General features: G+C 69.1%; 22 protein-coding genes. 20 read left to right on the top strand and 2 right to left on the bottom strand.

From position 1 onward, the window contains the following. The first annotated feature begins 159 nt into the window (after positions 1-159). The 9 genes from ftsY (at position 160) to ACIA5H_RS15790 (ending at position 11,477) form a co-directional block, all read left to right on the top strand. The gene (ftsY, locus tag ACIA5H_RS15830) at positions 160-1,653 is read left to right on the top strand and encodes a signal recognition particle-docking protein FtsY (RefSeq protein ID WP_379251485.1); all 1,494 of its coding nucleotides are present in this window, start codon (positions 160-162) and stop codon (positions 1,651-1,653) included. A gap of 353 nt (positions 1,654-2,006) precedes the next feature. Then, complete coding sequence (locus tag ACIA5H_RS15825) at positions 2,007-3,386, top strand: ammonium transporter (protein WP_379251484.1); 1,380 nt, start codon at positions 2,007-2,009, stop codon at positions 3,384-3,386. Positions 3,387-3,391: 5 nt separating this feature from the next. Next, positions 3,392-3,730 carry a P-II family nitrogen regulator gene (locus tag ACIA5H_RS15820; protein WP_330249397.1) on the top strand — a complete coding sequence of 113 codons (339 nt, stop codon included), beginning with the start codon at positions 3,392-3,394 and terminating at the stop codon, positions 3,728-3,730. Between the two features lie 143 nt (positions 3,731-3,873). Continuing rightward, positions 3,874-6,288, top strand: coding sequence for a [protein-PII] uridylyltransferase (locus tag ACIA5H_RS15815; protein ID WP_379251575.1), 2,415 nt, complete (start codon positions 3,874-3,876; stop codon positions 6,286-6,288). A gap of 121 nt (positions 6,289-6,409) precedes the next feature. Then, positions 6,410-6,724: a hypothetical protein gene (locus tag ACIA5H_RS15810; RefSeq protein ID WP_355069876.1), complete on the top strand. Its 315-nt coding sequence runs from the start codon at positions 6,410-6,412 to the stop codon at positions 6,722-6,724. 104 nt (positions 6,725-6,828) lie between these two features. Continuing rightward, entirely contained in the window at positions 6,829-8,391 is a 1,563-nt protein-coding gene (gene ffh, locus ACIA5H_RS15805; protein WP_379251483.1) for a signal recognition particle protein, read from the top strand. 166 nt (positions 8,392-8,557) lie between these two features. After that, a complete protein-coding gene (locus ACIA5H_RS15800) occupies positions 8,558-9,652 on the top strand; it encodes an amidohydrolase family protein (protein WP_379251482.1) in 1,095 nt (364 codons plus the stop codon). Between the two features lie 54 nt (positions 9,653-9,706). Further along, entirely contained in the window at positions 9,707-10,690 is a 984-nt protein-coding gene (locus ACIA5H_RS15795; protein WP_379251481.1) for an LLM class F420-dependent oxidoreductase, read from the top strand. Positions 10,691-10,739: 49 nt separating this feature from the next. Further along, a complete protein-coding gene (locus ACIA5H_RS15790) occupies positions 10,740-11,477 on the top strand; it encodes a class I SAM-dependent methyltransferase (RefSeq protein ID WP_397076613.1) in 738 nt (245 codons plus the stop codon). A gap of 20 nt (positions 11,478-11,497) precedes the next feature. Here the strand turns inward: ACIA5H_RS15790 and ACIA5H_RS15785 are convergent, their stop codons facing one another. Then, on the bottom strand, positions 11,498-11,653 hold the full coding sequence (locus ACIA5H_RS15785; RefSeq protein ID WP_379251479.1) for a hypothetical protein: 156 nt from the start codon (positions 11,651-11,653) through the stop codon (positions 11,498-11,500). Between the two features lie 222 nt (positions 11,654-11,875). Between ACIA5H_RS15785 and rpsP the strand changes: the two genes are divergently transcribed. From rpsP to trmD, 4 genes are all read left to right on the top strand, one after another. Beyond that, the gene (gene rpsP, locus ACIA5H_RS15780) at positions 11,876-12,307 is read left to right on the top strand and encodes a 30S ribosomal protein S16 (protein ID WP_397076612.1); all 432 of its coding nucleotides are present in this window, start codon (positions 11,876-11,878) and stop codon (positions 12,305-12,307) included. A gap of 94 nt (positions 12,308-12,401) precedes the next feature. Then, positions 12,402-12,644 carry an RNA-binding protein gene (locus ACIA5H_RS15775; RefSeq protein WP_011210690.1) on the top strand — a complete coding sequence of 81 codons (243 nt, stop codon included), beginning with the start codon at positions 12,402-12,404 and terminating at the stop codon, positions 12,642-12,644. Beyond that, positions 12,645-13,169: a ribosome maturation factor RimM gene (rimM, locus tag ACIA5H_RS15770; protein ID WP_379251477.1), complete on the top strand. Its 525-nt coding sequence runs from the start codon at positions 12,645-12,647 to the stop codon at positions 13,167-13,169. A gap of 73 nt (positions 13,170-13,242) precedes the next feature. Further along, positions 13,243-13,947, top strand: a complete 705-nt coding sequence (trmD, locus tag ACIA5H_RS15765; RefSeq protein WP_397076611.1) for a tRNA (guanosine(37)-N1)-methyltransferase TrmD — start codon at positions 13,243-13,245, stop codon at positions 13,945-13,947. Between the two features lie 414 nt (positions 13,948-14,361). Here the strand turns inward: trmD and ACIA5H_RS15760 are convergent, their stop codons facing one another. Beyond that, on the bottom strand, positions 14,362-15,213 hold the full coding sequence (locus tag ACIA5H_RS15760) for a LuxR C-terminal-related transcriptional regulator (RefSeq protein ID WP_397076610.1): 852 nt from the start codon (positions 15,211-15,213) through the stop codon (positions 14,362-14,364). A gap of 99 nt (positions 15,214-15,312) precedes the next feature. On the opposite strand from ACIA5H_RS15760, the gene ACIA5H_RS15755 reads away from it, so the two are divergent. The 7 genes from ACIA5H_RS15755 (at position 15,313) to lepB (ending at position 23,882) form a co-directional block, all read left to right on the top strand. Further along, a complete protein-coding gene (locus ACIA5H_RS15755) occupies positions 15,313-16,947 on the top strand; it encodes an AMP-binding protein (RefSeq protein WP_397076609.1) in 1,635 nt (544 codons plus the stop codon). Continuing rightward, positions 16,944-18,581, top strand: a complete 1,638-nt coding sequence (locus ACIA5H_RS15750) for an AMP-binding protein (RefSeq protein WP_397076608.1) — start codon at positions 16,944-16,946, stop codon at positions 18,579-18,581. Before ACIA5H_RS15755 ends, ACIA5H_RS15750 begins: the two co-directional genes overlap by 4 nt. A gap of 106 nt (positions 18,582-18,687) precedes the next feature. Then, positions 18,688-21,063, top strand: a complete 2,376-nt coding sequence (locus tag ACIA5H_RS15745; RefSeq protein ID WP_379251574.1) for a Tex family protein — start codon at positions 18,688-18,690, stop codon at positions 21,061-21,063. A 27-nt stretch (positions 21,064-21,090) separates the two neighbouring features. Beyond that, positions 21,091-22,011, top strand: coding sequence for a hypothetical protein (locus ACIA5H_RS15740; RefSeq protein ID WP_379251472.1), 921 nt, complete (start codon positions 21,091-21,093; stop codon positions 22,009-22,011). A 166-nt stretch (positions 22,012-22,177) separates the two neighbouring features. Then, complete coding sequence (locus tag ACIA5H_RS15735) at positions 22,178-22,468, top strand: hypothetical protein (RefSeq protein ID WP_397076607.1); 291 nt, start codon at positions 22,178-22,180, stop codon at positions 22,466-22,468. A gap of 212 nt (positions 22,469-22,680) precedes the next feature. Beyond that, on the top strand, positions 22,681-23,022 hold the full coding sequence (gene rplS / locus ACIA5H_RS15730; protein ID WP_014352079.1) for a 50S ribosomal protein L19: 342 nt from the start codon (positions 22,681-22,683) through the stop codon (positions 23,020-23,022). A gap of 77 nt (positions 23,023-23,099) precedes the next feature. Beyond that, positions 23,100-23,882 carry a signal peptidase I gene (lepB, locus tag ACIA5H_RS15725; protein WP_355069897.1) on the top strand — a complete coding sequence of 261 codons (783 nt, stop codon included), beginning with the start codon at positions 23,100-23,102 and terminating at the stop codon, positions 23,880-23,882. Positions 23,883-23,892 lie beyond the last annotated feature (10 nt).

Genomic DNA, 23,892 nt, shown 5'->3' with positions numbered 1-23,892 from the left:
CGCAGGACAAGAAATCTGGAGGGCTGTGTCGGTGCCCGCTCGCACCTGCCCTCGGCCCCGCACCTGCGATGTTCGCCGAGTTCGCGCCCCCGGCCCCGGCGCGCGACGCGCGCGCCGGGTGCGGCTCGGGGCCGATCCCGTGACGGTCGGTCTGCAAGGATGGTCCGCGTGAGTCCTGAAGTCTGGATCCTGATCGCCGCGGTCGCCGCACTGCTGCTCGTCGTGCTCGTCGCCGGTTTCGTCCGGTACAAGCGTGGCCGCGTGTCGCTGACTCCGCCCACGCAGGAGAAAGAGGTGACCGACCGGTCCGGTGGTTATGCCGCGTCCGGCGGATTCACCTTCAGCCGGGGCGGCGCGGCGACCGAACCGCAACCGGTCGAGCGCACCGACACCGAAGGACAGCCGCACGTCGGCGACGACGCCGCGATTCCACGCGACGCGCCCAAACGCGGCATCACCAACGTTCCGTTGCCGGACGCGGACGTCACCGACGTGTCCGTCGCGCCGGACGTCGTGGAGCCGGCCACCGAGCGCGAGGCGGGCACTCCGGCGGCCGAGACGACAGCTCAGGCGCCCGACCAGCTGGAAACCCAGGAGAGCCCGGCCACGGCCGAGGACGCGACCGCCGAGCCGCCCACCGACACCGCGGAGCCGGAGACCGAACCCGCCACCGAGATCGTCGCGCCCGACACGCCCGCGGGGGCGGAAGCACCCGTCGCGCTGGAGGAGATCGAGCCCACCGCCGGCCGCCTGGTCCGGCTGCGCGGACGACTGTCGCGCTCGCAGAACGCGGTCGGCAAGAGCCTGCTCGGCCTGCTCGGTGGCGGTGACCTGGACGACGACTCGTGGGAAGAGGTGGAGGACACCCTCGTGCTGGCCGACCTCGGCACCGCGAGCACCACCGCTGTCGTCTCCCGGCTGCGCTCGGAGATGGCGGCACGCAGCGTGCGGACCACCGACCAGGCGCGTGCCGTGCTGCGCGACGTGCTGATCGAGCAGTTGCGACCGGAGCTGGACCGCTCGGTGCGCGCGCTGCCGCATCCCGATCACCCGTCGATCCTGCTCGTGGTCGGCGTGAACGGCACCGGTAAGACCACCACCACCGGAAAGCTCGCCCGCGTGCTCGTGGCCGACGGCCGCCGGGTGCTGCTCGGCGCGGCCGACACCTTCCGCGCCGCGGCCGCCGACCAGTTGCAGACCTGGGGCGAGCGGGTCGGCGCCGACACCGTCCGCGGCCGCGAGGGCGCCGACCCGGCCGCGGTCGCGTTCGACGCGGTGGCCGCGGGCGTCGAGCACGGCGTCGACGTGGTGCTGATCGACACGGCCGGTCGGCTGCACACCAAGACGGGTCTGATGGACGAGCTGGGTAAGGTCAAGCGCGTCGTGGAGAAGAAGGCAGCCGTCGACGAGGTCCTGCTCGTGCTGGACGCGACCGTCGGGCAGAACGGACTGACCCAGGCCAGGGTGTTCGCCGAAGTGGTCGATATCACAGGCGTCGTGCTGACCAAGCTCGACGGGACGGCGAAGGGCGGCATCGTCTTCCAGGTCCAGCACGAATTGGGCGTGCCGGTGAAGCTGGTCGGGCTCGGTGAGGGGGCTGACGACCTGGCTCCGTTCGAGCCCGCCGCGTTCGTGGACGCGCTGCTGGGCTGAGCCGTTCCACTCGCCGAGACCGGTCGAAAGAGGTTGCCGCCCGCGGCGTTCCATCCACGAGGTGCGCCGAGGGTGCTCGTTCGATCGCCGCCGCCCTCGGTGCGAGGGCGGTCACACCCCGGAAGTTTGCCGACTCCTCGTGCGCGGTAACGAATGCCCGATTTCCCGAACACCGTGCTCACAGCGCCGGAAAACCGCTGGTGCGCGGGACGAAACCTAGTGGCAACACAGCTGCTCCATCCGTTCACGTAGGTGAAACACGGCAGCTCTACGGATGAAACACCAAGTTAGGACCCTTCTGTTCAGGTCCATTTGCCGGAAGCGGCTGGGCCCGAGATGAGGAGGACATTAAGGTGGCTTTTCCACTTACCGGTGCACCGGATACCGGTGACACCGCTTGGATGCTGGCGAGTTCGGCGCTCGTGTTGCTGATGACGCCGGGCCTGGCTTTCTTCTACGGCGGCATGGTCCGGTCGAAGAACGTGCTCAACATGATCATGATGAGCATCAGCGCCATGGGCCTGGTCGGCGTTCTGTGGTCGCTGTACGGATACTCGACGGCCTTCGGCGACAACACGTTCGGCGTGATCGGTGACCCGACGCAGTTCTTCGGCCTGAAGGGGCTGATCGGCGGCAACTCCGTCGCCGAGGTCAAGGACGCGGCGGGCGCGGTCACCACCGACGCGGTGAACATCCCGCTCGCGGGCACGATTCCGGCGACCGTCTTCGTCGCCTTCCAGCTGATGTTCGCCATCATCACGGTTGCCCTCATCTCGGGTGCGGTCGCCGACCGCTTGAAGTTCGGCGCGTGGCTGGTGTTCGCGGGCATCTGGTCCACGGTGGTCTACTTCCCGGTCGCGCACTGGGTGTTCGACTTCGACGTCAAGGACGCCGACGGCAACGTCGTGCACGAGGGCGGCTGGATCGCCAACAAGCTGCTCGCGGTGGACTTCGCCGGTGGCACGGCGGTGCACATCAACGCCGGTGCGGCCGGTCTGGCCCTGGTGCTGGTGCTCGGCAAGCGCAAGGGTTGGCCGACCACCCCGTTCCGCCCGCACAATCTGCCGTTCGTCATGCTCGGCGCCGGTCTGCTGTGGTTCGGCTGGTTCGGCTTCAACGCCGGATCCGCGGTGACCTCCGGGGGCCTCGCCGGTTCGACCTTCATCACCACCACCATCGCGACCTGCGCCGGGATGCTGGCCTGGCTGTTGGTGGAGAAGATCCGCGACGGCAAGCCCACCTCGCTGGGCGCGGCCTCGGGCATCGTGGCGGGTCTGGTCGCCATCACGCCGTCGTGTTCCTCGGTGAACGTGCTCGGCGCGCTCGCCATCGGCGTCGTCGCCGGCGCGCTGTGCGCCCTCGCGGTCGGCCTGAAGTTCAAGTTCGGTTTCGACGACTCGCTCGACGTGGTCGGCGTGCACCTGGTCGGCGGTATCGTCGGCACCCTGATGGTCGGTTTCGTCGCGGCGCCCGAGGCGGGTGCGGCCAAGACCGGTCTGTTCTATGGCGGCGGTTTCGATCAGCTGTGGCGGCAGGCGGTGGGCGCCGGTGTGGTACTTGCCTTCTCCTTCATCGCGACCCTGATCATTGCCTATATCGTGAAGTTCACCATTGGGCTGCGCGTGAGCGAGGAAGCAGAGTCGGTCGGCTTGGACGAGTCCGAGCACGCGGAAACCGCCTACGACTTCGCCGCTCTGGGTAGCACGGCACGTTCGGCCGTCAAGGAGGCATGACGAACATGAAACTGATCACCGCAATCGTCAAACCGTTCACGCTCGAAGACGTCAAGTCGGGTCTCGAGCAGGCGGGTGTGTTGGGCATGACCGTCAGCGAGGTCCAAGGGTACGGCCGGCAGAAGGGCCACACCGAGGTGTACCGCGGCGCGGAGTATTCCGTCGACTTCGTGCCGAAGGTTCGCGTCGAGGTCGTCGTGGACGATGCCTCCGTCGACAAGGTCGTGGAGGTGATCGTGGAGGCCTCCCGCACCGGCAAGATCGGCGACGGCAAGGTCTGGATCACGCCGGTGGAGGCGATCATCCGGGTGCGGACCGGCGAACGCGGCACCGACGCGCTGTAGCGGAAACGAGTCGAGCGGCGGCCCCGCTCCCACCGGAGCTCCCGGTCGGGGCGGGGCCGCGCGCATCAAATGGGCGGTGGGTTGTGGCTAATCAGTACGAGCACGACGGTGATCCGAAGGTCACCGAACAAGGCAACGGCAAGGTGTCCAACGGGGCGGCCGACCTGGTCCGCGCGCGAACCCAACTGCTCGACGGCGGCCAGCCGCGCAATCCCCGGCTGGACGCCCAGTCGCTGCGCCAGGCGCTGGTCGACCTCTACGAACTCTGGCTCACCAGCAAGGGCGCCGAACTGGGCATCGCCCCCGACAGCGGTCTGGCCGTGGTGGCCGTCGGCGGTCTCGGGCGCGGGGAGATGCTGCCGTACTCCGATCTGGACCTGGTGCTGCTGCACGACGACGTCGACCCGGCCCGGGTGGCCGAGGTCGCCGACCAGCTCTGGTATCCGCTGTGGGACGCGCACATCAAACTCGACCACAGCGTGCGTACCGTTCCGCAGGCGCTTCGGGTGGCCGCGGACGATCTCATCGCCGCGCTCGGCATGCTCGAGGCCAGGCACATCGTCGGCGACCAGGAACTGAGCAATCTGCTGATCGGCGGGGTGCGCCGGGAGTGGCGCACCGGCATCCGCTCCCGCTTCGAGGAGCTCATCGCCCAGGCCAAGGCCAGATGGGAGCGCAACGGCGAGATCGCGCACCGCGCCGAGCCCGACCTGAAGAACGGGCGCGGCGGCCTGCGTGACATCCAGCTGCTGGACGCGCTGGCCATCGCCCAACTCACCGACGCCATGCCCGGATTGGGACCGGACGTGCCTGGCGGCGGATTGAAGCAGGCGCACCGTCGGCTGTTGGACGTGCGCACCGAACTGCACCGTGTGGCGGGACGAGCCCGCGACCAGCTGCGCGCACAGGACGCCGACGAGATCGGAGCTGCCCTGCGCATCGGCGATCGGTTCGATCTGGCCCGCACACTGAGCGATTCGGCCCGGACGGTCAGCTACTCCGTGGACGTCGGGCTGCGCACCGCGGCCAACGCGCTGCCCCGCCGGGGATTGGCGCGCCTGCGCCGGATGCCGGTGCGCAGACCGCTGGACGAAGGCGTGGTCGAGCACGCGGGTGAGGTCGTGCTGGCCAGAGACGCCCGCCCGCAGCGCGACCCCGGGCTGATCCTGCGCGTCGCGGCGGCGTCGGCGCAGACCGGCCTGCCGATGTCGGCCACCACCCTCAACCGGCTCTCCGAGGACGCTCCCGAGCTACGCGAGCCGTGGCCCAAGGACGCCCTCAACGACTTGCTGGTCCTGTTGGGCGCGGGCCGCGGCACGATCGACGCGATCGAGGCGCTGGATCGGACGGGATTGTGGGGCAGGCTGCTGCCGGAATGGGGCGCCGTGCGCGACCTGCCGCCGCGCGATGTACAGCACATCTGGACCGTCGACCGCCATCTCATGGAGACGGTCGCCTACGCGGGCGGGCTGAGCACCCGGGTCGCCCGCCCCGACCTGCTCGCCCTCGGTGCGCTGCTGCACGACATCGGCAAGGGTCGCGCGGGCGATCACAGCGTGGTCGGCGCGGAACTGGCCACCCACATCGGCCGCCGCCTCGGACTGTGGCCGTCGGACGTGCGCACGCTCAGCGCGGTCGTGCGCCATCACCTGCTGCTGCCGGAAACCGCGACCCGGCGCGATCTGTCCGATCCGGAGACGGTGCGGTACGTCGTCGAGGCGCTCGACGGCGATCCGCAACTGCTGGAGCTGCTGCACACCCTGGCCGAGGCGGATTCGCAGGCCACCGGTCCCGGCGTGTGGGGCGACTGGAAGGCGTCGCTGATCGGCGAACTGGTCCGGCGCTGCCGGTTGGTCATGGCGGGCGACCAGCTGCCGACACCGGAACCGATCGCACCGGAACTGGTCGAGAAGGCCAGGGCGGGCGGTGTGCACGTCGATCTGCAGCCCGGTGAGAGCAAGCACACGTATGTGGTCACCGTCATCGCGCCCGACAGCTCCGGGCTGCTGTCCGACGCCGCGGGCGTGCTCGCGCTGCATTCGCTGCGCGTGCTGTCGGCCGCGCTCGGCGTCGAAGGCGCCTCCGCGGTGGACACCTTCGTCGTCGCGCCCAAGTTCGGCGATCCGCCGGACCCGGGGCTGTTGCGCCAGGAATTGATCCGGGCCACGGCCGGCGACCTGGATGTGGCGGCGGCGCTGGCCAAACGCGAGCGCGAGGCGGGCACGATCGGCCGGAGCCGGTACGCGCAGGCCCAACCCCGGGTGATCTGGTCGGACACCTCGGTACCGGGGCAGGTGATCCTGGAATTGCGCGCCGAGGACCGGGTCGGCCTGCTCAGCCGCCTGGCCGCGGAGCTGGCCGGCTGCGGAGCCGACGTCCGTTGGGCCAAGGTGGTCACGATGGGGTCCGCGGTGGTCGACAGCTTCTGCCTCGAGCTGGGCGCCGAGGACAGCCCCGCGCGCCGCGAAACGATCGAGAAAGCGCTTATCGCGGTGGTTCCCAGAACCGCGCCGAAACCGCCTGCTGACGGTGCTCGGGACTCGGAAAATAGTGATTAGCGGCACTTTTATCCGGTGATAAATCTGTTGCGCAATATTTGCTGCATCCCAACTCTCGTCTCGCGAGCTGACCCTACGATCTAGAGCGTCCAGCTATCGCGAGCACGAGGGGAGCAGGTCGATGGCAATTGAAGTCGTTTCGGCATCCACGATGACGAGTGACGAGACCGCGCACATGGCGCGCTGCGTCGGCGGCGACCGGTGGGTGGTCTCCTGGCTTCCTGGTCGCACGCTGACCGGGCGACAGGCGGTTACCGCAATGACGATCGCCTCCACGGTCGCCACCTCGCCCATCCCGAGCAGGGCCGAGTGGGCCGTTCTCGACGGCCTGGCCCTCGAGCTGGGCCTGACCGCCAACGAGGCGGTCTTCATGGTGGCCGAGGAGAACCACGACTACCGCAAAACGGCCAGGCCGCGCCGTCGCGTGCTCGACTAGCGAGCCCGCCGCGCCGGGAAGGACGCACCGCCTGCGCGAACACGCGGGCGATCCCATTACCCTGGGAGAGAATGTGACGTCCCCCGAGATCAGGAGCGCGATCGGTGTTCGAATCCCTGTCCGACCGGCTTACCGGTGCCCTCAAGGATCTGCGCGGTAAGGGGCGTCTGTCACCGGCCGACATCGACGCCACCTGCCGCGAGATCCGCCTGGCCTTGTTGGAGGCCGACGTCGCGCTGCCCGTGGTCCGCGGGTTCATCGGGCGGATCAAAGAGCGTGCCAAGGGCGCGGAGGTCTCCGCGGCGCTGAACCCGGCCCAGCAGGTCGTGAAGATCGTCAACGAGGAACTCGTCGGGATCCTCGGCGGCGAGACCAGGCGGCTGAACCTGGCCAAGAACCCGCCGACGGTCGTCATGCTGGCCGGTCTGCAGGGTTCCGGTAAGACCACGCTCGCGGGCAAGCTGGCCAAACTGCTGAAGGGGCAGGGCCATCAACCGTTGCTGGTGGCGTGCGACCTGCAGCGCCCCGGCGCCGTCACCCAGCTGCAAGTCGTCGGCGAGCGCGCGGGCGTGCCCGTCTACGCGCCGCACCCCGGCACCTCGATCGGTGGCGGTGAGAACCCGCTCGGCATCTCCGCCGCCGATCCGGTGAACGTGGCGCGCGGGGGTGTCGAAGAGGCGCGGCAGAAGCAGTACGACGTCGTCATCGTCGACACCGCGGGCCGTCTCGGCATCGATGAAGAGCTCATGCGCCAGGCCGCGGGCATCCGCGACGCCGTGCAACCGGACGAGACCCTGTTCGTGCTGGACGCCATGATCGGCCAGGACGCGGTCAACACCGCCGAGGCGTTCCGTGACGGCGTCGGCTTCACCGGCGTGGTGCTCACCAAGCTCGACGGCGACGCCCGCGGTGGTGCGGCGCTGAGTGTCCGTGAGGTCACCGGCGTGCCGATCCTGTTCGCCTCGACCGGTGAGAAGCTCGAGGACTTCGACGTCTTCCACCCGGATCGCATGGCCAGCCGCATCCTCGGCATGGGCGACGTGCTCACCCTGATCGAGCAGGCCGAGCAGGTCTACGACGCCAAGCAGGCCGAGGAGGCCGCCCGCAAGATCGGCAGCGGCGAGCTCACCCTCGAGGACTTCCTCGACCAGATGCTGGCCATCCGCAAAATGGGCCCGATCGGGAACCTGCTCGGCATGCTGCCGGGCGCGGGCCAGATGAAGGACATGCTCGCCCAGGTCGACGACAAGCAGCTGGACCGGGTGCAGGCGATCATCCGCGGTATGACCCCGGCCGAACGGGCGAACCCGAAGATCATCAACGCCTCGCGCCGCCTGCGCATCGCCAACGGTTCCGGTGTCCAGGTCTCCGAGGTCAACCAGCTCGTCGACCGCTTCTTCGAGGCCAAGAAGATGATGACGATGATGGGCCGCCAGATGGGGTTGCCCGGCGCCCGTCGCGGCAACGCGAAGAAGGGCAAGAAGGGCAAGAAGGGTGGTCGCGGCCCGACGCCGCCGAAGGTGCGCGGTGGTTTCCCCGGGATGGGCGGCATGCCCGGCCTGCCCGCGGGGATGCCCGACCTGTCCAACATGCCTGCCGGTCTGGACCAGTTGCCGCCCGGCCTGGAGGGCTTCGATCTCAGCAAACTGAAGTTCCCGAAGAAGTAGGCCACTTACGCCGCCCACGCTGTTCGTGGGCGGCGTGCCTGTGTGCCTCGCCGGTCGGTCGCCGTGTGCGCGGCGTCGCTGCCGCGTGGCCGTGCTTCGCGCGAAATGTCCGATTCGGGAGTCGGACACCAGGTTGGCGGCCGCCGACGAGTTCCAGGAGGTTGCGGTGCATCTGCGCGGTGTGGTTCTTCCCGAAGGCGAGGTGCGCGACCTCTGGGTACGCGACGGCCTGGTGTCGTTCGAGCCCGTGCCCGGAGCCGAAACGCTCTGCGGCTCGGGCTGGATCGTGCCGGGACTGGTCGACGCCCACTGCCACGTCGGGATCCGGTACGGCGGGGGCCACGAGGACCACGCAGGCGCCGTCGCACAGGCCGAGACCGAGCGCGACGCCGGTGCCCTGCTGCTGCGCGACGCGGGCTCGCCCATCGACACCCGGTTCGTCGACGACCGCGAGGACCTGCCGCGGATCATCCGCGCGGGGCGCCACATCGCCCGTCCGAAGCGCTACATCCGCGAACTGGGCATCGAGCTCGACGACGAACGCGACCTGCCGGAGATCGTCGCCGAGCAGGCCCGCCTCGGCGACGGCTGGGTGAAGATCGTCGGCGACTGGATCGACCGCTCGGTGGGCGACCTGCGGCCGTTGTGGAGCGACGCGATCCTGAAGGAGGCCATCGCCGCAGCGCACGCCAACGGTGCGCGGGTCACCGCACACGTCTTCGGCGAAGACGCGCTACCCGGCCTGATCGACGCCGGTATCGACTGCCTGGAGCACGGCACCGGCCTGACCGACGAGACCATCGAGATGATGGTCGAGCACGGCACCGCCTTGGTTCCCACCCTGATCAATATCGACACCTTCCCCGGTATCGCCGACAGCGCGGGCAAATTCCCTGTCTACGCCGCGCACATGCGCGATCTGCACCGGCGGGTGCGCGGCACGGTCGCCGCCGCGCACGAGGCGGGCGTGCCGATCTTCGCGGGCACGGACGCGGGCGGTTCCATCCGCCACGGGCGCATCGCCGACGAGATCGCCGCGCTCGGCGCCGCGGGACTGTCCCGGCACGACGCGCTCGGCGCGGCCTCCTGGCAGGCGCGCGAGTGGCTCGGGCGACCCGGCATCGAGGACGGTGCTCCCGCGGATTTCGTTGTCTACGAGGAGGATCCGCGTAGCAACCCCGAGACGCTCACCACGCCGTACGCCGTCGTGCTGCGCGGGCGCGTGTACGGCGGGCACGGTCCGGTCACCGGCCATAGATAACTCGGCACCGTGGCTCACCCGCGCGTATCCGAAAGGGGCGTAAGGTCGGATTTCGTGACAATTCGCCTCGGATATCAGATGCCCAACTTCAGCTACGGCAAGTCGGTGCGCGAGCTGTTCCCCACGGTGATCGCACAGGCCCGAGAGGCCGAAGCCGCCGGTTTCGACACGGCCTTCGTCATGGACCACTTCTATCAGTTGCCCGGCATCGGCACGCCCGACGAGCCGATGCTCGAGGCCTACACCGCGCTCGGCGGCCTGGCCACGGCGACGGAGCGAATCCAGTTGTCGGCGTTGGTCACCGGCAACACCTACCGCAACCCGGCGATGCTCGCCAAGACGGTCACCACGCTGGACGTGGTCAGCGGTGGCCGCGCGGTGCTCGGCATCGGCGCGGGCTGGTTCGAACTCGAGCACCGCTCCCTGGGCTACGAATTCGGCACCTTCACCGACCGCTTCGAGCGGCTCGACGAGGCGCTGCACATCATCCAGCCGATGCTGCGCGGCGAGCGGCCCACCTTCCAGGGCAAGTGGTACCGGGTCGAGGACGCGATGAACGAGCCGCGCGTACGCGACGATCTGCCGATCCTGCTCGGCGGCAGCGGTGAGAAGAAGACCTTCGGCCTGGCCGCTCGCTTCGCCGACCACCTCAACATCATCTGCAACGCGTCCGAGCTGCCGCGCAAGATCGAGGCGCTGCGGGCGCGCTGCGCGGAGGTCGGCCGGGACCCGCGGACCCTGGAGACCAGCTACCTGTGCTTCGTCATGATGGACGAAGACGGTGACCTCGTGCGCAAGCAGCAGCGGGATTACTTGAGCCGCATGGGTATCGACCTGTCGGCCCTGTCGGACGCCGAGCTCGCGCAGAGCCCGGCCGACCGCCAGTTCGTCGGCACACCGGACGAGGTTGCCGAACAGCTGCGGACCCGCGTTCTCGACCACGGCGTAGACGGTCTCATCATCAATATGGTGTTCAACGGGCACGAGCCGGGTGCGGTCGAACTCGCCGGGCGTACCTTCGCTCCGTTGGTACGCTGACGAGCGCGAACAAGGCGCGAATACCGTTGGCGCTGGTTATGATCGGGCAATGATAGCCCCTCCGTGGCGCGCGTCGTACGGTGTCGACGCGCCGTCGGTGCTGTTGTTGCTGGGAGTTCTCGCGGTCGGGTATCTTGCCGCCGCGCTGGTGGTGGCGCTGTTCCAGCAACTGCGCCCGAGCCTGCTGCTCCTGCTGATCGGCGTCGTGCTGGCCACGCAGTTCGGGCTGTTCCTGCACGCGACCCGCCGGGGCAAGTTCCGGGTCTGGGCGCGCCTGCTCGACGACCTCGAACTGCGTGGCGACGAACGATTGCTCGACATGGGGTGCGGGCGCGGCGCGGTGCTGCTGGCCGCCGCGCGCCGCTTGCCCGCCGGGTGTGCGGTGGGCCTGGACCTGTGGTGCTCCGCGGACCACTGCGAGAACACCCCGGCCACCGTGGAGCGGAACGCGCTCGCGGAGAACGTCGCCGACCGGATCGAGTTGCGCACCGGCGACATGACCCGCATGCCGTTCCCGGACGGCGTGTTCGACGTCGTCGTCTCCAGCTTGGCGATTCACGACATCAAGACCGCCGAGGGCCGGGCGGCGGCGCTCCGGGAGGCGTGCCGCGTGCTGCGTCCCGGCGGCAAACTGGTCATCGTCGATATCGGCGACACCCGGGCGTACCGCGCCGTCCTGGCGGCGAACGGCGCGACCGCCATCACCCTGCGCCCCGTGGGGTGGCAGATGTGGTGGGGCGGCCCCTGGGTCCCCACCCGTGCGCTCACCGCCACCGCCCCGGGCTAGCCGCATCGAGACGCCGAGCCTCACTCCATGGCGCGGGCGACGCCCGCGGCAACGAGTCGCAGCACCCGGAACACGCCGGGTACGACGTACTCGACGGCAGCCTCCTCGCCGAGTTCGCTCGCGATGTCGCGGGTGATGCGGGCGGGTCGTGTGCGGTGGCGTCGGAACAGTCGCATGCCTGGTTATGGCGGGTGGGCATCGTTGTGTGAACACGCACGCGATTTCTGGCGGGATCGTCCGGTCTGGCACAATGGACCACCGTCCTTCCGGACAAGTGTCAGCCCGTCTCCGGTTCCGTACCGCGCGGCGGTCACACACTCGAAAGCGCAAAACCGGGCTCGCAGACCATGCGGGTCGCCGAATTGCGTCGTGACCAACCAACGAAAGGCAGATCAGCAGTGGCTGTTCGCATCAAGCTCACCCGCCTGGGCAAGATCCGCAACCCGCAGTACCGCGTCGTCGTCGCGGACGCCCGCACCCGCCGTGACGGCCGGGCCATCGAGTCCATCGGCAAGTACCACCCCAAGGAAGAGCCCTCGCTGATCGAGATCGACTCCGAGCGCGCGCAGTACTGGCTGGGTGTCGGCGCGCAGCCGACCGAGCCGGTCCTCCAGCTGCTGAAGATCACCGGCGACTGGCAGAAGTTCAAGGGCATCGAGGGCGCCGAGGGCACCCTGAAGGTCAAGCCGGCCAAGCCGTCGAAGCTGGACCTGTTCAACGCCGCGCTGGCCGCCGCCGACAACGAGCCGGTCGCCGAGGCGGTCACCCCCAAGAAGAAGGGCAAGAAGGACGCCGAGGAGGGCGCCGAGGCTGTCGAGGCCGGCGAGTAATGAGCGGGCGATACCCGTCCATCCGATATCCGTCGCGAGCCGTGCGCAGACCGGCCCCGACGACGGGTGAGTTGCGTCGTGAGGTGATGGAGCAGTGAGCGCCGTCGTCGCCGATGCCGTCGAGCACCTGGTGCGCGGTATCGTCGCCAATCCCGATGACGTCCGCGTCGAGCTGATCACCGGCCGCAGGGGACGCACCGTCGAGGTGCACGTTCACCCCGATGACCTGGGCAAAGTGATCGGTCGCGGCGGACGTACCGCGACCGCGCTGCGCACCCTCGTCGCCGGTATCGGCGGCCGGGGCATCCGGGTCGACGTGGTCGACACCGACCAGTAGATGGAACTCGTCGTCGGGCGGGTCGCCAAGTCGCACGGCGTGCGCGGCGAACTCGTCGTCGAGGTGCGCACCGACGAGCCGGAGGCGCGTTTCGCGCCGGGCGTCAGGTTGCGCGGTCGGCTGCGGCGAGCGGCGGAGGTTCGCGAGTTCACCGTGGAGTCGGCCCGGGAGCACTCGGGCCGGCTTCTGGTGTTCCTGTCCGGTGTGACCGACCGCACCGCTGCCGACGCGCTGCGCGGCATGCTGTTCGTGGTCGACAGTGCCGACCTTCCGCCTTCGGAGGATCCGGACGAGTTCTACGACCACGAACTGGAGGGGCTGGAGGTACGGCTCACCGACGGCACCGTGGTCGGCTCCGTGCGCGAAGTGCTGCATTCCGCGGCGGGTGAGTTGCTGGAGGTGCGGGCCGCGGACGACGGGCGGGAGATCCTGATCCCGTTCGTCACCGCCATCGTGCCCACGGTGTCCCTCGCCGAGGGCGTGATCGTGATCGATCCGCCCGAAGGTTTGCTCGACCCGGAATGACACGGTGGGCGTCCGACCGCGCGTCGCTCGCCGCGGCCGACGACCTGCGGCCCGGCGGCGCTAGGAGACAGTCATGAAACTCGACGTCGTCACGATCTTCCCCGAGTACCTGGAGCCGTTGCGCACGGCGCTGCTGGGTAAGGCGATCGACAAGGGACTGATCTCGCTCACGGTGCACGACTTGCGCCGTTGGACGCATGACGTGCACAAATCCGTCGACGATTCCCCCTACGGGGGTGGGCCCGGCATGGTCATGAAACCGACCGTGTGGGGCGACGCGCTCGACGAGGTGTGTCCCGATGACGCGCTGCTCGTGGTCCCCACGCCCGCGGGGGTGCCGTTCACGCAGGCCATGGCACACAGCTGGGCCGCCGAGCGGCATCTCGTCTTCGCCTGCGGGCGCTATGAGGGCATCGACCAGCGCGTCTTCGACGACGCCGCCCGCCGCGTCCGGGTGCAAGAGGTCAGCATCGGCGACTATGTATTGATCGGCGGCGAGGCGGCCGTGCTGGTGATGACCGAGGCCGTGGTCCGGCTGCTTCCCGGTGTCCTCGGCAATCAGCAATCACATCAAGAGGATTCGTTCTCCGACGGGTTGCTCGAAGGTCCCAGCTACACCCGTCCGGTCTCCTGGCGCGGGTTGGACGTCCCGCCGGTCCTGCTGTCCGGCGACCACGCGAAGGTGGCGGCCTGGCGGCGCGAGCAATCACTCGCGCGGACCCGCGAGCGTCGTCCGGACCTGCTCGCGGACCACGACACGGCCGGACCCGAGCGATAATCCCACGCCCGCGCAAGCGCCCCAAGTGTGCGGAGCTCGGCCGCGCGGTCCGGACGGCCGGGGATCAGTCTGCTTCTTGCCAGAGGGTGCGCCGCGCGGGACAGCTGCGTGGGAGCGTGTGCGCCGCGCACTACGCCGAGTGAATGCCAGACACCCAGTCCGCGCTGCTCGATTCCGCGATCCGGCTGCTCGACGCGGGCGGCGTCGAGGCGGTGACCCTTCGCGAGGTCGCGCACGGTGCCGCCGACCTCGCCGCGGCGGGTCACCTCGCGGCCGATGGAAAAGGCAACGCCGACCCCACCGACCTGGTCGACGACCTCCTCATCCACCTGAATCAGAATTCTCGAGCAGCCGGGCGTCGCAGGCCGTGCTCGGGCCTTCCCTCGGTGAACTCCAGCGGGAATCTTCGCCGCGTCAGGGCAGCAGACCATGGCGGCGGGCGGCCACCACCGCCTCGTGCCGGGAGTGGGCGTCGAGTTTGACCATCGCGTTGCGAAGGTAGCTCTTCACGGTCTCCGGGCCGAGTGAGAGTCGTTGCGCCGCTTCCTGGTTGGTGCAACCCAAGGCGATCTGGGACAGCACGTCGAGTTCTCGGCGGGACAGTTTCGGACCGTCCGGCCGCGGCTCGCCGGTCATGACCCGGGTGAGGCGCTCGCATACCGCGTGCAGGCGTCCGCGCAGCCGATCGTCCTCGGTCGAGCGCGCCATGCCGCGCAGTTCGGTGTGGATGTCGCGGAGTTCCTCCGTGATCGCCGGTGCCGCGGCCGCCGACGGCGCGGTGACCTCCAGCATGCGCAGCCGACGGTCGACCTCGTCGCGAACGGCGATCTCGGTGGCCAGGCGGCGCCCGGCCTGCACGACGAGATCCGCGGTGCGGTCGCCCAGCGGACTCGCGCCGCGCGTCGCGGCGTAGAGCACCGCGCGGGAGCGCTGGTCCACCACCACGGGCACGGCGAGCACGGAGCGGATGCCCTCGCCGGAGACCGGCCCGTCGTAGTCGTGGGTGATCGAGGAGGCGCGGCGATAGTCGGAGACCGCGGCGGGCCGTCCGGAATCCATCACCCGTCCGCCCAGCCCGGAAGCCCGCACGACGGCCAGACCGCGCAGGCCGTTGGTCAGCGTGCCGACGAATTCCGACAGCAGCAGCGCGTCGCCGTGCACTTCGCCGCCGAACGCCACCGGCACGCCCGCCGCGCTCGCCACCCAGCGGATCTCGGCGCGCAGCGCGTCGCTGTCGCGCGGACGCAGCAGGGCGGTGTGGGTCACGAGACTCACCCCTTTTCGGGGGTAGTGGGCAGCGGGATGTGACCCACATCCTATTGCACACCCGGGTTGAGCTGGATCACAGAACGAGGAGAACTGAAGATGGGCACCGATCTGAATCAGCGGGTGCGCGAACTGCTGGACTGTTACGACCGCGCCGACGCGTCGGCGGCGGACCTGCTGTGTGATCGGCACCCGGCCGACCGGGTCGCCTTCACGATCGTCGAGGCCGACTTGTCCTCGACCGACCTCACCTACGGCGAACTACGCGAACGCTCCGCCCGCTTCGCCGACGCACTCGCCGGACTCGGCGTCGAACCCGGCCAGCGGGTCGCCACGCTGATGGCGAAATCCGCGGACCTGGTGGTCGCTCTGCTCGGGATCTGGCGCCGGGGTGCGGTGCACGTTCCGCTGTTCACCGCCTTCGCTCCGCCCGCGATCGCCCTGCGGTTGAACGCCGGTCGCGCCTCGGTCGTCATCGCCGATGCCGACCAGGCGCCGAAGCTGGCGCCGGGACCCGATCTGCCCGACGACCCGTCCTGGCGGCTGATCGTCACCGGAGCGGAGGCTCCCGAAGGGGCGCTGCGGATGGACGAGTTGCTCCACGCTCATTCGGCCACCTCTCCGCAGGCTCAGCCGATCGCGGTCGGCGGTGACGGACTGCTCGTCCAACTGTTCACCAGCGGCACCACGGGCACGCCCAAGGGCGTCCCGATTCCGCTGCGCGCGCTCGCCTCCTTCCACGCGTACCAGGAATTCGCGCTGGACGTCCGCCCCGACGACGTCTTTTGGAACGCCGCCGATCCGGGCTGGGCCTACGGGCTCTACTACGCCATCCTCGGACCGCTGGCCACCGGCATCCGTAGCATCCTGCTGCACGCGGGCTTCTCGGCACCGCTGACCTGGCAGGTGCTGGAGACGTTCGGCGTCACCAACTTCGCCGCCGCACCGACGGTATATCGAGCGTTGCGCGCCGACGGTGCCACGCCGCCCGTGCATTCCCGATTGCGCCGTGCCTCTTCGGCGGGAGAACCGCTGACCCCTGAAGTGGTCGCGTGGTCCGTCGAGTACCTCGGTGTCGCGGTGCGCGACCACTACGGCCAGACCGAGCACGGCATGGTTATCTGCAACGCCTGGCACGAAGACCTGGACACCGAGACCCCGGCCGGATCGATGGGTCGCTCGCTGCCCGGCTGGACCTGCGCCGTGCTCTCCGACGACGCCGACACGATCGCTCCCACCGGCGAATTGGGCCGGGTCGCGATCGACACGGAACGCAGTCCGCTGCTGTGGTTCCTCGGCTACCTCGACGCTCCGGACCGCACCGCGCAGCGCTACACCGCCGACGGCCGCTGGTATCTGACCGGTGACGCGGGCTCACAGGACGCGGACGGCTTCTTCCGCTTCTCCTCCCGCGACGACGACGTGATCATCATGGCCGGCTACCGCATCGGCCCGTTCGAGGTGGAGAGCGTTCTGGTGCTGCACGAGCAGGTCGCGGAGGCGGCGGTGGTCGGCATGCCGGACGAACTGCGCGGCGAAGTGCTCGAGGCGTTCGTCGTGCTGCGTGACGGCGCCGTCGGCGGTGCCGAGTTGGAAGCCGAGCTACAGAGCCTGGTGAAGCGAAAGTTCGCGGCGCACGCCTACCCGCGCCGGGTCCACTTCGTGGCGAGCCTGCCGAAGACGCCCAGCGGCAAGGTGCAGCGGTTCGTGCTGCGGCAGGGCGGTGCCCGATGACTTCGGCCACGGTGCCCCTGCCCAGCTACGCCTCGGGCGTGTCGGACGTCGCGCTGCTCGGCGACACCATCGGCGGCAATCTCGATCGCGCGGTGGCGGCGTTCCCGGACCGGGAAGCCCTGGTGGACCTGCCGAGCGGACGGCGCTGGACCTATCGCGCTCTCGGCGCCGCGGTCGACGCCCTGGCCTGCGGCCTGGCCGCACAGGGCATCGGCAAGGGCGACCGGGTCGGCATCTGGGCGCCGAACCGCGCGGAATGGTTTCTGGTGCAGTACGCCACGGCGAAAATCGGCGCGATCCTGGTCAACATCAATCCGGCGTACCGCACCAGTGAACTGGAGTACGTGCTGTGCCAGGCGGGCGTGCGAATGCTCATCGCGGCCGAGCGGTTCAAGTCCTCGGACTACGTGGCGATGATCGAGCAGGTCCGGCCGAACTGTCCGGCGCTGACGCAGGTGCTCGTGCTGGGCACACCGGAGTGGGAGGCGCTGTCGGGCACCGAGATCGACACTGCTCGGCTCGTCGAACTGGGCGCGCGGCTTTCCGCCGACGACCCGATCAACATCCAGTACACCTCGGGCACAACCGGTTTCCCGAAGGGCGCCACGCTCAGTCACCACAACATCCTGAACAACGGCTATTTCGTCGGGGAACTGTGCGGATACACCGAGCAGGACCGGATCTGCGTCCCGGTGCCCTTCTACCACTGCTTCGGCATGGTGATGGGCAACCTGGCGAGCACCAGCCACGGTGCGGTTATCGTGATTCCGTCGCCGTCGTTCGAGCCCAGGGCGGCCCTGGCTGCGGTCGAAGCCGAGCGCTGCACCTCCCTCTACGGTGTGCCGACGATGTTCATCGACATGCTCGCCGCACTGGACTCGGCCGCCGCGGACCTGTCCACGCTGCGCACCGGGATCATGGCGGGCTCGCCGTGTCCGGTCGAGGTGATGAAGCGGGTGATCGACCGGATGGGCATGCGCGAGGTCTGCATCTGCTACGGCATGACGGAGACGTCTCCGGTCAGCACCCAGACCCGGCGCGACGACGGCATCGAACGGCGCACCGCCACCGTCGGGCGGGTCGGGCCGCACCTGGAGGTCAAGATCGTCGATCCCGCAACGGGTCTCACGGTGCCGCGCGGCGAACCCGGCGAGCTGTGTACCCGAGGCTATTCGGTGATGCTCGGGTACTGGGACGAGCCGGACAAGACCGCCGAGGCCATCGACGCCGCCCGTTGGATGCACACCGGCGACATCGGCGTGATGGACGACGAGGGCTACGTGGCCGTCACCGGCCGGATCAAGGACATGGTCATCCGGGGTGGCGAGAACGTCTACCCGCGGGAGATAGAGGAATTCCTCTACACCCATCCCGACATCCTGGACGCGCAGGTGATCGGTGTGCCGGATCCGAAGTACGGCGAAGAACTGATGGCCTGGATCCGGATGCGCGAGGGCGCAACGCCGTTGGACGCCACGGCCGTGCGCGACTTCGCCGCCGGCAAGCTGGCGCACTTCAAGATTCCCCGCTACGTGCATGTGGTCGAGGAATTCCCGATGACGGTCACCGGCAAGGTCCGCAAGGCGCAGATGCGGGAACTGTCGCGGCGGCTGCTCGGCCTGGACGACAGCTGAGACGAGGGAGGTTCACCTGGGTGTGGACCGCGTGTCAGGCGGCGACGGTAGTGTCTCCGACGTGACGACAGCGCCCGAGACTGCCAGTGCAGAGTCCACACCCGCCGTGCCACGCTCCGACACCGCGGGCCCAGCCAGCGTGAACCGTCGCATCGCCGAGGAACTCGCGGTGCGCGAGACCCAGGTGCGCGCCGCCGTCGAGCTGCTCGACGCGGGCTCGACGGTGCCGTTCATCGCCCGGTACCGCAAGGAGGTCACCGGCGGCCTGGACGACGCGCAGCTGCGCGTGCTCGACGAGCGTCTGCACTACCTGCGCGAACTCGACGAGCGCAGGGCCGCGATCGTCGAATCGATCCGGGGCCAGGGCAAACTCGACGACGCTCTGCACCGGCAGCTCCTGCTCGCCGAGACCAAGGCCCGGCTCGAGGACATCTACCTGCCGTACAAGCCGAAGCGGCGCACGAAGGCGCAGATCGCGCGTGAGGCCGGGCACGAGCCGGTGGCCGACGCCCTGATCGAGGATCCGAACACCGACCCGGCGCAGTACACCGCCGAGCAACTCGACGGCGCGCGCGCCATCCTGGTCGAACGTTTCGCCGAGGACGCCGATCTGGTCGGTGAGTTGCGCGAACTGATGTGGAACCGCGGGCAGGTCACCTCGACCGTGCGCGCGGGCAAGGAGGAGGCGGGCGCGAAGTTCGCCGACTATTTCGAGTTCAGCGAGCCGTTCGACAAGCTGCCCTCCCACCGCATCCTGGCGCTGCTGCGCGGCGAGAAGGAGGAGGTGCTCACCCTGCACCTCGAACCGGACACCGAGGAGCCGCAGCCGGGCGAGCGCACCGTCTACGAGGGTCGTATCGCCACTCGCTTCGGCATCGCCGACCGGGGCCGCCCCGCCGACTCCTGGCTGCTGGACACGGTGCGCTGGGCTTGGCGGACCAAGCTGCAGGTCAGCCTCGGCATCGACACCAGGATGCGGTTGCGGCAGGCGGCGGAGAAGGACGCGGTCGACGTGTTCGCCGCGAATCTGCGCGATCTGCTGCTCGCCGCCCCCGCGGGCACCCGCACGACGATGGGTCTGGACCCCGGCTACCGCACCGGCGTGAAAGTGGCGGTGGTCGACGCCACCGGCAAGGTGGTCGCCACCGAGGTGATCTACCCGCACAAACCGCAGGGCCAGACCGAGAAGTCGCTCGCGGTGCTCGGCGCGCTGGTGGCCCGATTCGGCGTGGAACTCATCGCCATCGGCAACGGCACCGCCTCGCGCGAGACCGACGCCCTTGCCGCCGAACTGATCTCGCGCATCCCGGAGAACAAGCCCACCAAGATCGTGGTCTCCGAGGCGGGCGCTTCGGTGTACTCCGCCTCGGCCTACGCCTCGCAGGAGCTGCCCGAGCTGGACGTGTCGCTGCGCGGCGCGGTGTCGATCGCGCGCCGGCTGCAGGACCCGCTGGCCGAGCTGGTGAAGATCGATCCGAAGTCCATCGGCGTCGGCCAGTACCAGCACGACGTGTCCGAATCGCTGCTGGCCCGTTCGCTGGGCGCGGTGGTCGAGGACGCGGTGAACGCGGTCGGCGTGGACGTGAACACCGCCTCGGTGCCGCTGCTGTCGCGGGTCTCCGGCATCGCCGGGTCGGTGGCGGAGAGCATCGTGGCGCACCGGGATCAGAACGGCCCGTTCCGCAGCAGGACCGCGCTGCTCGACGTCCCGCGGCTGGGCCCGAAGGCGTTCGAACAGTGCGCGGGCTTCCTGCGCATTCGCGGCGGCGACGATCCGCTGGACACCTCCGCGGTGCACCCGGAGGCGTATCCGGTGGTGCGGCGCATCCTCGAATCGACGGGGCGCGGGATCGCGGAGATCATCGGCAACACCACGGCGCTGCGCTCGCTGCGCGCGGGCGATTTCACCGACGAGCGCTTCGGTGTCCCGACCGTCACCGACATCATCGCCGAGCTGGAGAAGCCGGGGCGCGACCCGCGTCCGGAATTCAAGACCGCTGAGTTCGCCGCGGGCGTGGAGAAAGTCGCCGACCTGAAGCCGGGCATGGTGCTCGAGGGCGTGGTGACCAACGTGGCCGCCTTCGGCGCGTTCGTCGACGTGGGCGTGCACCAGGACGGCTTGGTGCACGTATCGGCGATGTCGCACAACTTCGTCAAGGACCCGCGCGAAGTGGTCAAGTCCGGCGACGTCGTGAAGGTGAAGGTGCTCGAGGTGGACGTCGCGCGCCAGCGCATCGGTCTGTCCCTGCGCCTGGACGACGAACCCGGCACGCCCGCCAAGGGCGGCGACAACCGGCAGCGCGGTCAAGGCGGCGGCCGATCCGGTGGAGGCGATCAGCGGCAGCGGCAGAATGGTCAGAACAGGCAGCAGGGCCAGAACCGCAATCAAGGACAGGGGCGTGGCGGCAATCAGCGCAGGAACGCGCCGGCACCTAGCGGCGCGATGGCGGACGCCTTGCGCAGGGCGGGTTTCGGCCAGTAGCCCGATCCGCAGGAGGAAGTAGCGGCCATGCGACGGTGGCTCCACGAGGACGTGATCGCCCAAGGGCGGCTGCCGTTGCTGTGCTTTCTACTCGGATTCATCGTCGGATTCCTGTTCATCCGCCTCAGCGTCCGGCTGATCCGCGCGCGCGTGCGCTGGTGGCCGGGCAACCTGCGGGCCGGTGACACGCACATCCACCACATGGTGTTCGGGGTGATCCTGCTGCTGTCCTCCGGCATCGGCATGGTCTCGCAGTACGAGAGCGCCGACGCCGCCACCGCCAGCGTCCTCGCCGCGCTCTTCGGCGTCGGCGCCGCTCTGGTGCTCGATGAATTCGCGCTGATCTTCTACCTGCGCGACGTGTACTGGGAGGAGCAGGGGCGCACATCGGTGGACGCGGTGTTCGTCGCGCTCGCCGTGACGGGACTGCTACTGCTGGGCTTCCACCCGCTGTGGCTGCTGGACATCAACGACTTCCGGCACGATCCGAGCCTCGAGGTCCGCGCCTTCGTCGTGGCGTTCGCCGTGGTCAACCTGGCTCTCGCCGCGATCGTGATCGCCAAGGGGAAGATCTGGACCGGCCTGTTCGGCATGTTCTTCCTGCCGTTGCTGGTCGTCGGTGCGCTGCGGCTGAGCCGCCCTGGCGCGCCCTGGGCGCGCTGGCGTTACGGCGACCGCAGGCGCCTGAGGTACCGGGCCATCGTCCGGGAACGGCGATACCGTCGCCCGGTCATCCGCGCCAAGATCTTCGTGCAGGATCTGGTCGCCGGAAAACCGGACGTCGAGCACGTCCGCACGGCGGCGGAGGCGGAACTCACCCGCACGGTCGTGCCCGCCCCGCCCGCTCCGCACCGCGACCATTCGTTCTGGCACTCCGACCACGGCTCGCCGCGTACGCCCGGCCCGCCGCCCGCCCAGGACGCGATCTCCGGCGAACAGAACCGCTGACGAACGTGCTCAGCGGCGGGTCGGCCGGGCAACGTGCCGTGCGCGGCCGGGGATGATCGGGGTCGCGTGAGATTGCCGGGAGCCTCTGTGTCGCGTAACCCGTGAATGGGTCGGTCGCAGGCCATTTTCGATCGACGGTGGCTATGCGTATACGTATACTGCGTTCATGTTGGATCCGCTCAGCCTTGCGGTCGGTGCCGGCCTCGTCGGTGTCGGCTGGGTATGTGGTCGATTCGTGCCTCGGCGAGGCCGGGCGGGGAAGGAGCTTCGCGCACGCTGCGGTTGTGGTCACGACCTGGCACTGCACGACCGCTCCTCGGGCGCTTGTCACGCCGAGATCTCCCGCAAAGGCATCCACGGCCTGCGTGAGTGGGTCGGTTGCCACTGCCGCCGCTACACCGGCCCGATTCCGCTCGAAGAAGTGTTCGCCTCGCCCATACTCCCGCCGGAGTCGTGAACAGATCGCACCGCCTCGGGCGTAACGTGAAAAGACCGCCGGACTCGCCGTCACCAGGGTCGATTTCTTCCTCGGCACGCCGATCTGGCACAATGCTCAGGTTGCCCTGGGTGGTTGTCGACCCGGCGCACCCCATTGATCGGAGCATGAACCGGCCGAGCACGCCCAGTGCCGCCAGGGTCCTCTGTTCGCGCGAAACCATAAGGATGGAAATGAACACCCTTGACTTCGTCGACGAGAAGTCGCTGCGCAGCGACGTCCCCGAGTTCCGGCCGGGCGACACGCTGAACGTGCACGTGAAGGTCATCGAAGGCTCGAAGGAGCGCATCCAGGTCTTCAAGGGCGTCGTGATCCGTCGCCAGGGTGGTGGCATCCGCGAGACCTTCACCGTCCGCAAGGTGTCGTTCGGTGTCGGCGTCGAGCGCACCTTCCCGGTGCACAGCCCGAACATCGACCACATCGATGTCGTGACCCGCGGTGATGTCCGCCGCGCCAAGCTGTACTACCTGCGCGACCTGCGTGGCAAGGCCGCCAAGATCAAGGAAAAGCGCTGAGTTAGCTTTTCGGCACAACAGATCTTCCTCAGCCCGGCATCGGACCTCGGTTTCGCTGCCGGGCTAATCTGTTCGGCGTGGCAGACGAAAGTGGGTCGGTATCGGTGTCCGAATCGGGCGACGAGAGTACGCGGGCGGGTCGCGCCAAGCGGCGATCGAAGAAGAAGCAGCGGCCGTTCTGGCAGGAATTGCCGATCCTCATCGTGATCGCCGCGGTGATCGCCGCGCTGATGGTTACCTTTGTCGGTCGGCCGTACGTGATTCCCTCGGAGTCGATGGAAACCACGTTGCACGGATGCGCCGGATGCACCGGTGACCGCATCTACGTGCAGAAGCTGAGCTACTACTGGGGCGACCCGCAACCGGGCGACGTGGTCGTGTTCGTCGGCCCGCCGTCGTGGAACACCCGCTACCAGTCGATCCGCTCGGACAATCCCGCGGTCCGTGGCGTGCAGAACTTCTTCTCCTTCTTCGGCTTGGTGCCGCCGGACGAGAACGATCTGGTGAAGCGCGTCATCGCGGTCGGCGGCCAGACCGTGGAGTGCTGCGACCCGCAGGGGCGGGTCATCGTGGACGGCAAGCCGCTGGACGAGCCGTACGCCCGATACCTCGCCCCGTACGTGCCCGGCCAGCCCTACAACGCGTCCGGCGGCCGCGAGTTCAAGCCCGTGAAGGTGCCCGAAGGGCATCTGTGGGTAATGGGCGACAACCGCAACCAGTCCGCCGACTCCCGCGCCCACATCACCGACGAACTGCAGGGCACCATCCCCGTGGAGAACGTCCGCGGCAAGGCGGTGTTCAAGATCTGGCCGCCGGGACGGATCGGTCCGGTGCACTCGGAGAATCCCCAGCAGAACTGATCACGCGAGG

Source organism: Nocardia sp. NPDC051900 (assembly GCF_044452545.1).
GTDB lineage: Bacteria > Actinomycetota > Actinomycetes > Mycobacteriales > Mycobacteriaceae > Nocardia > Nocardia sichangensis.
This window is presented reverse-complemented; position numbering and strand designations above follow the sequence as displayed.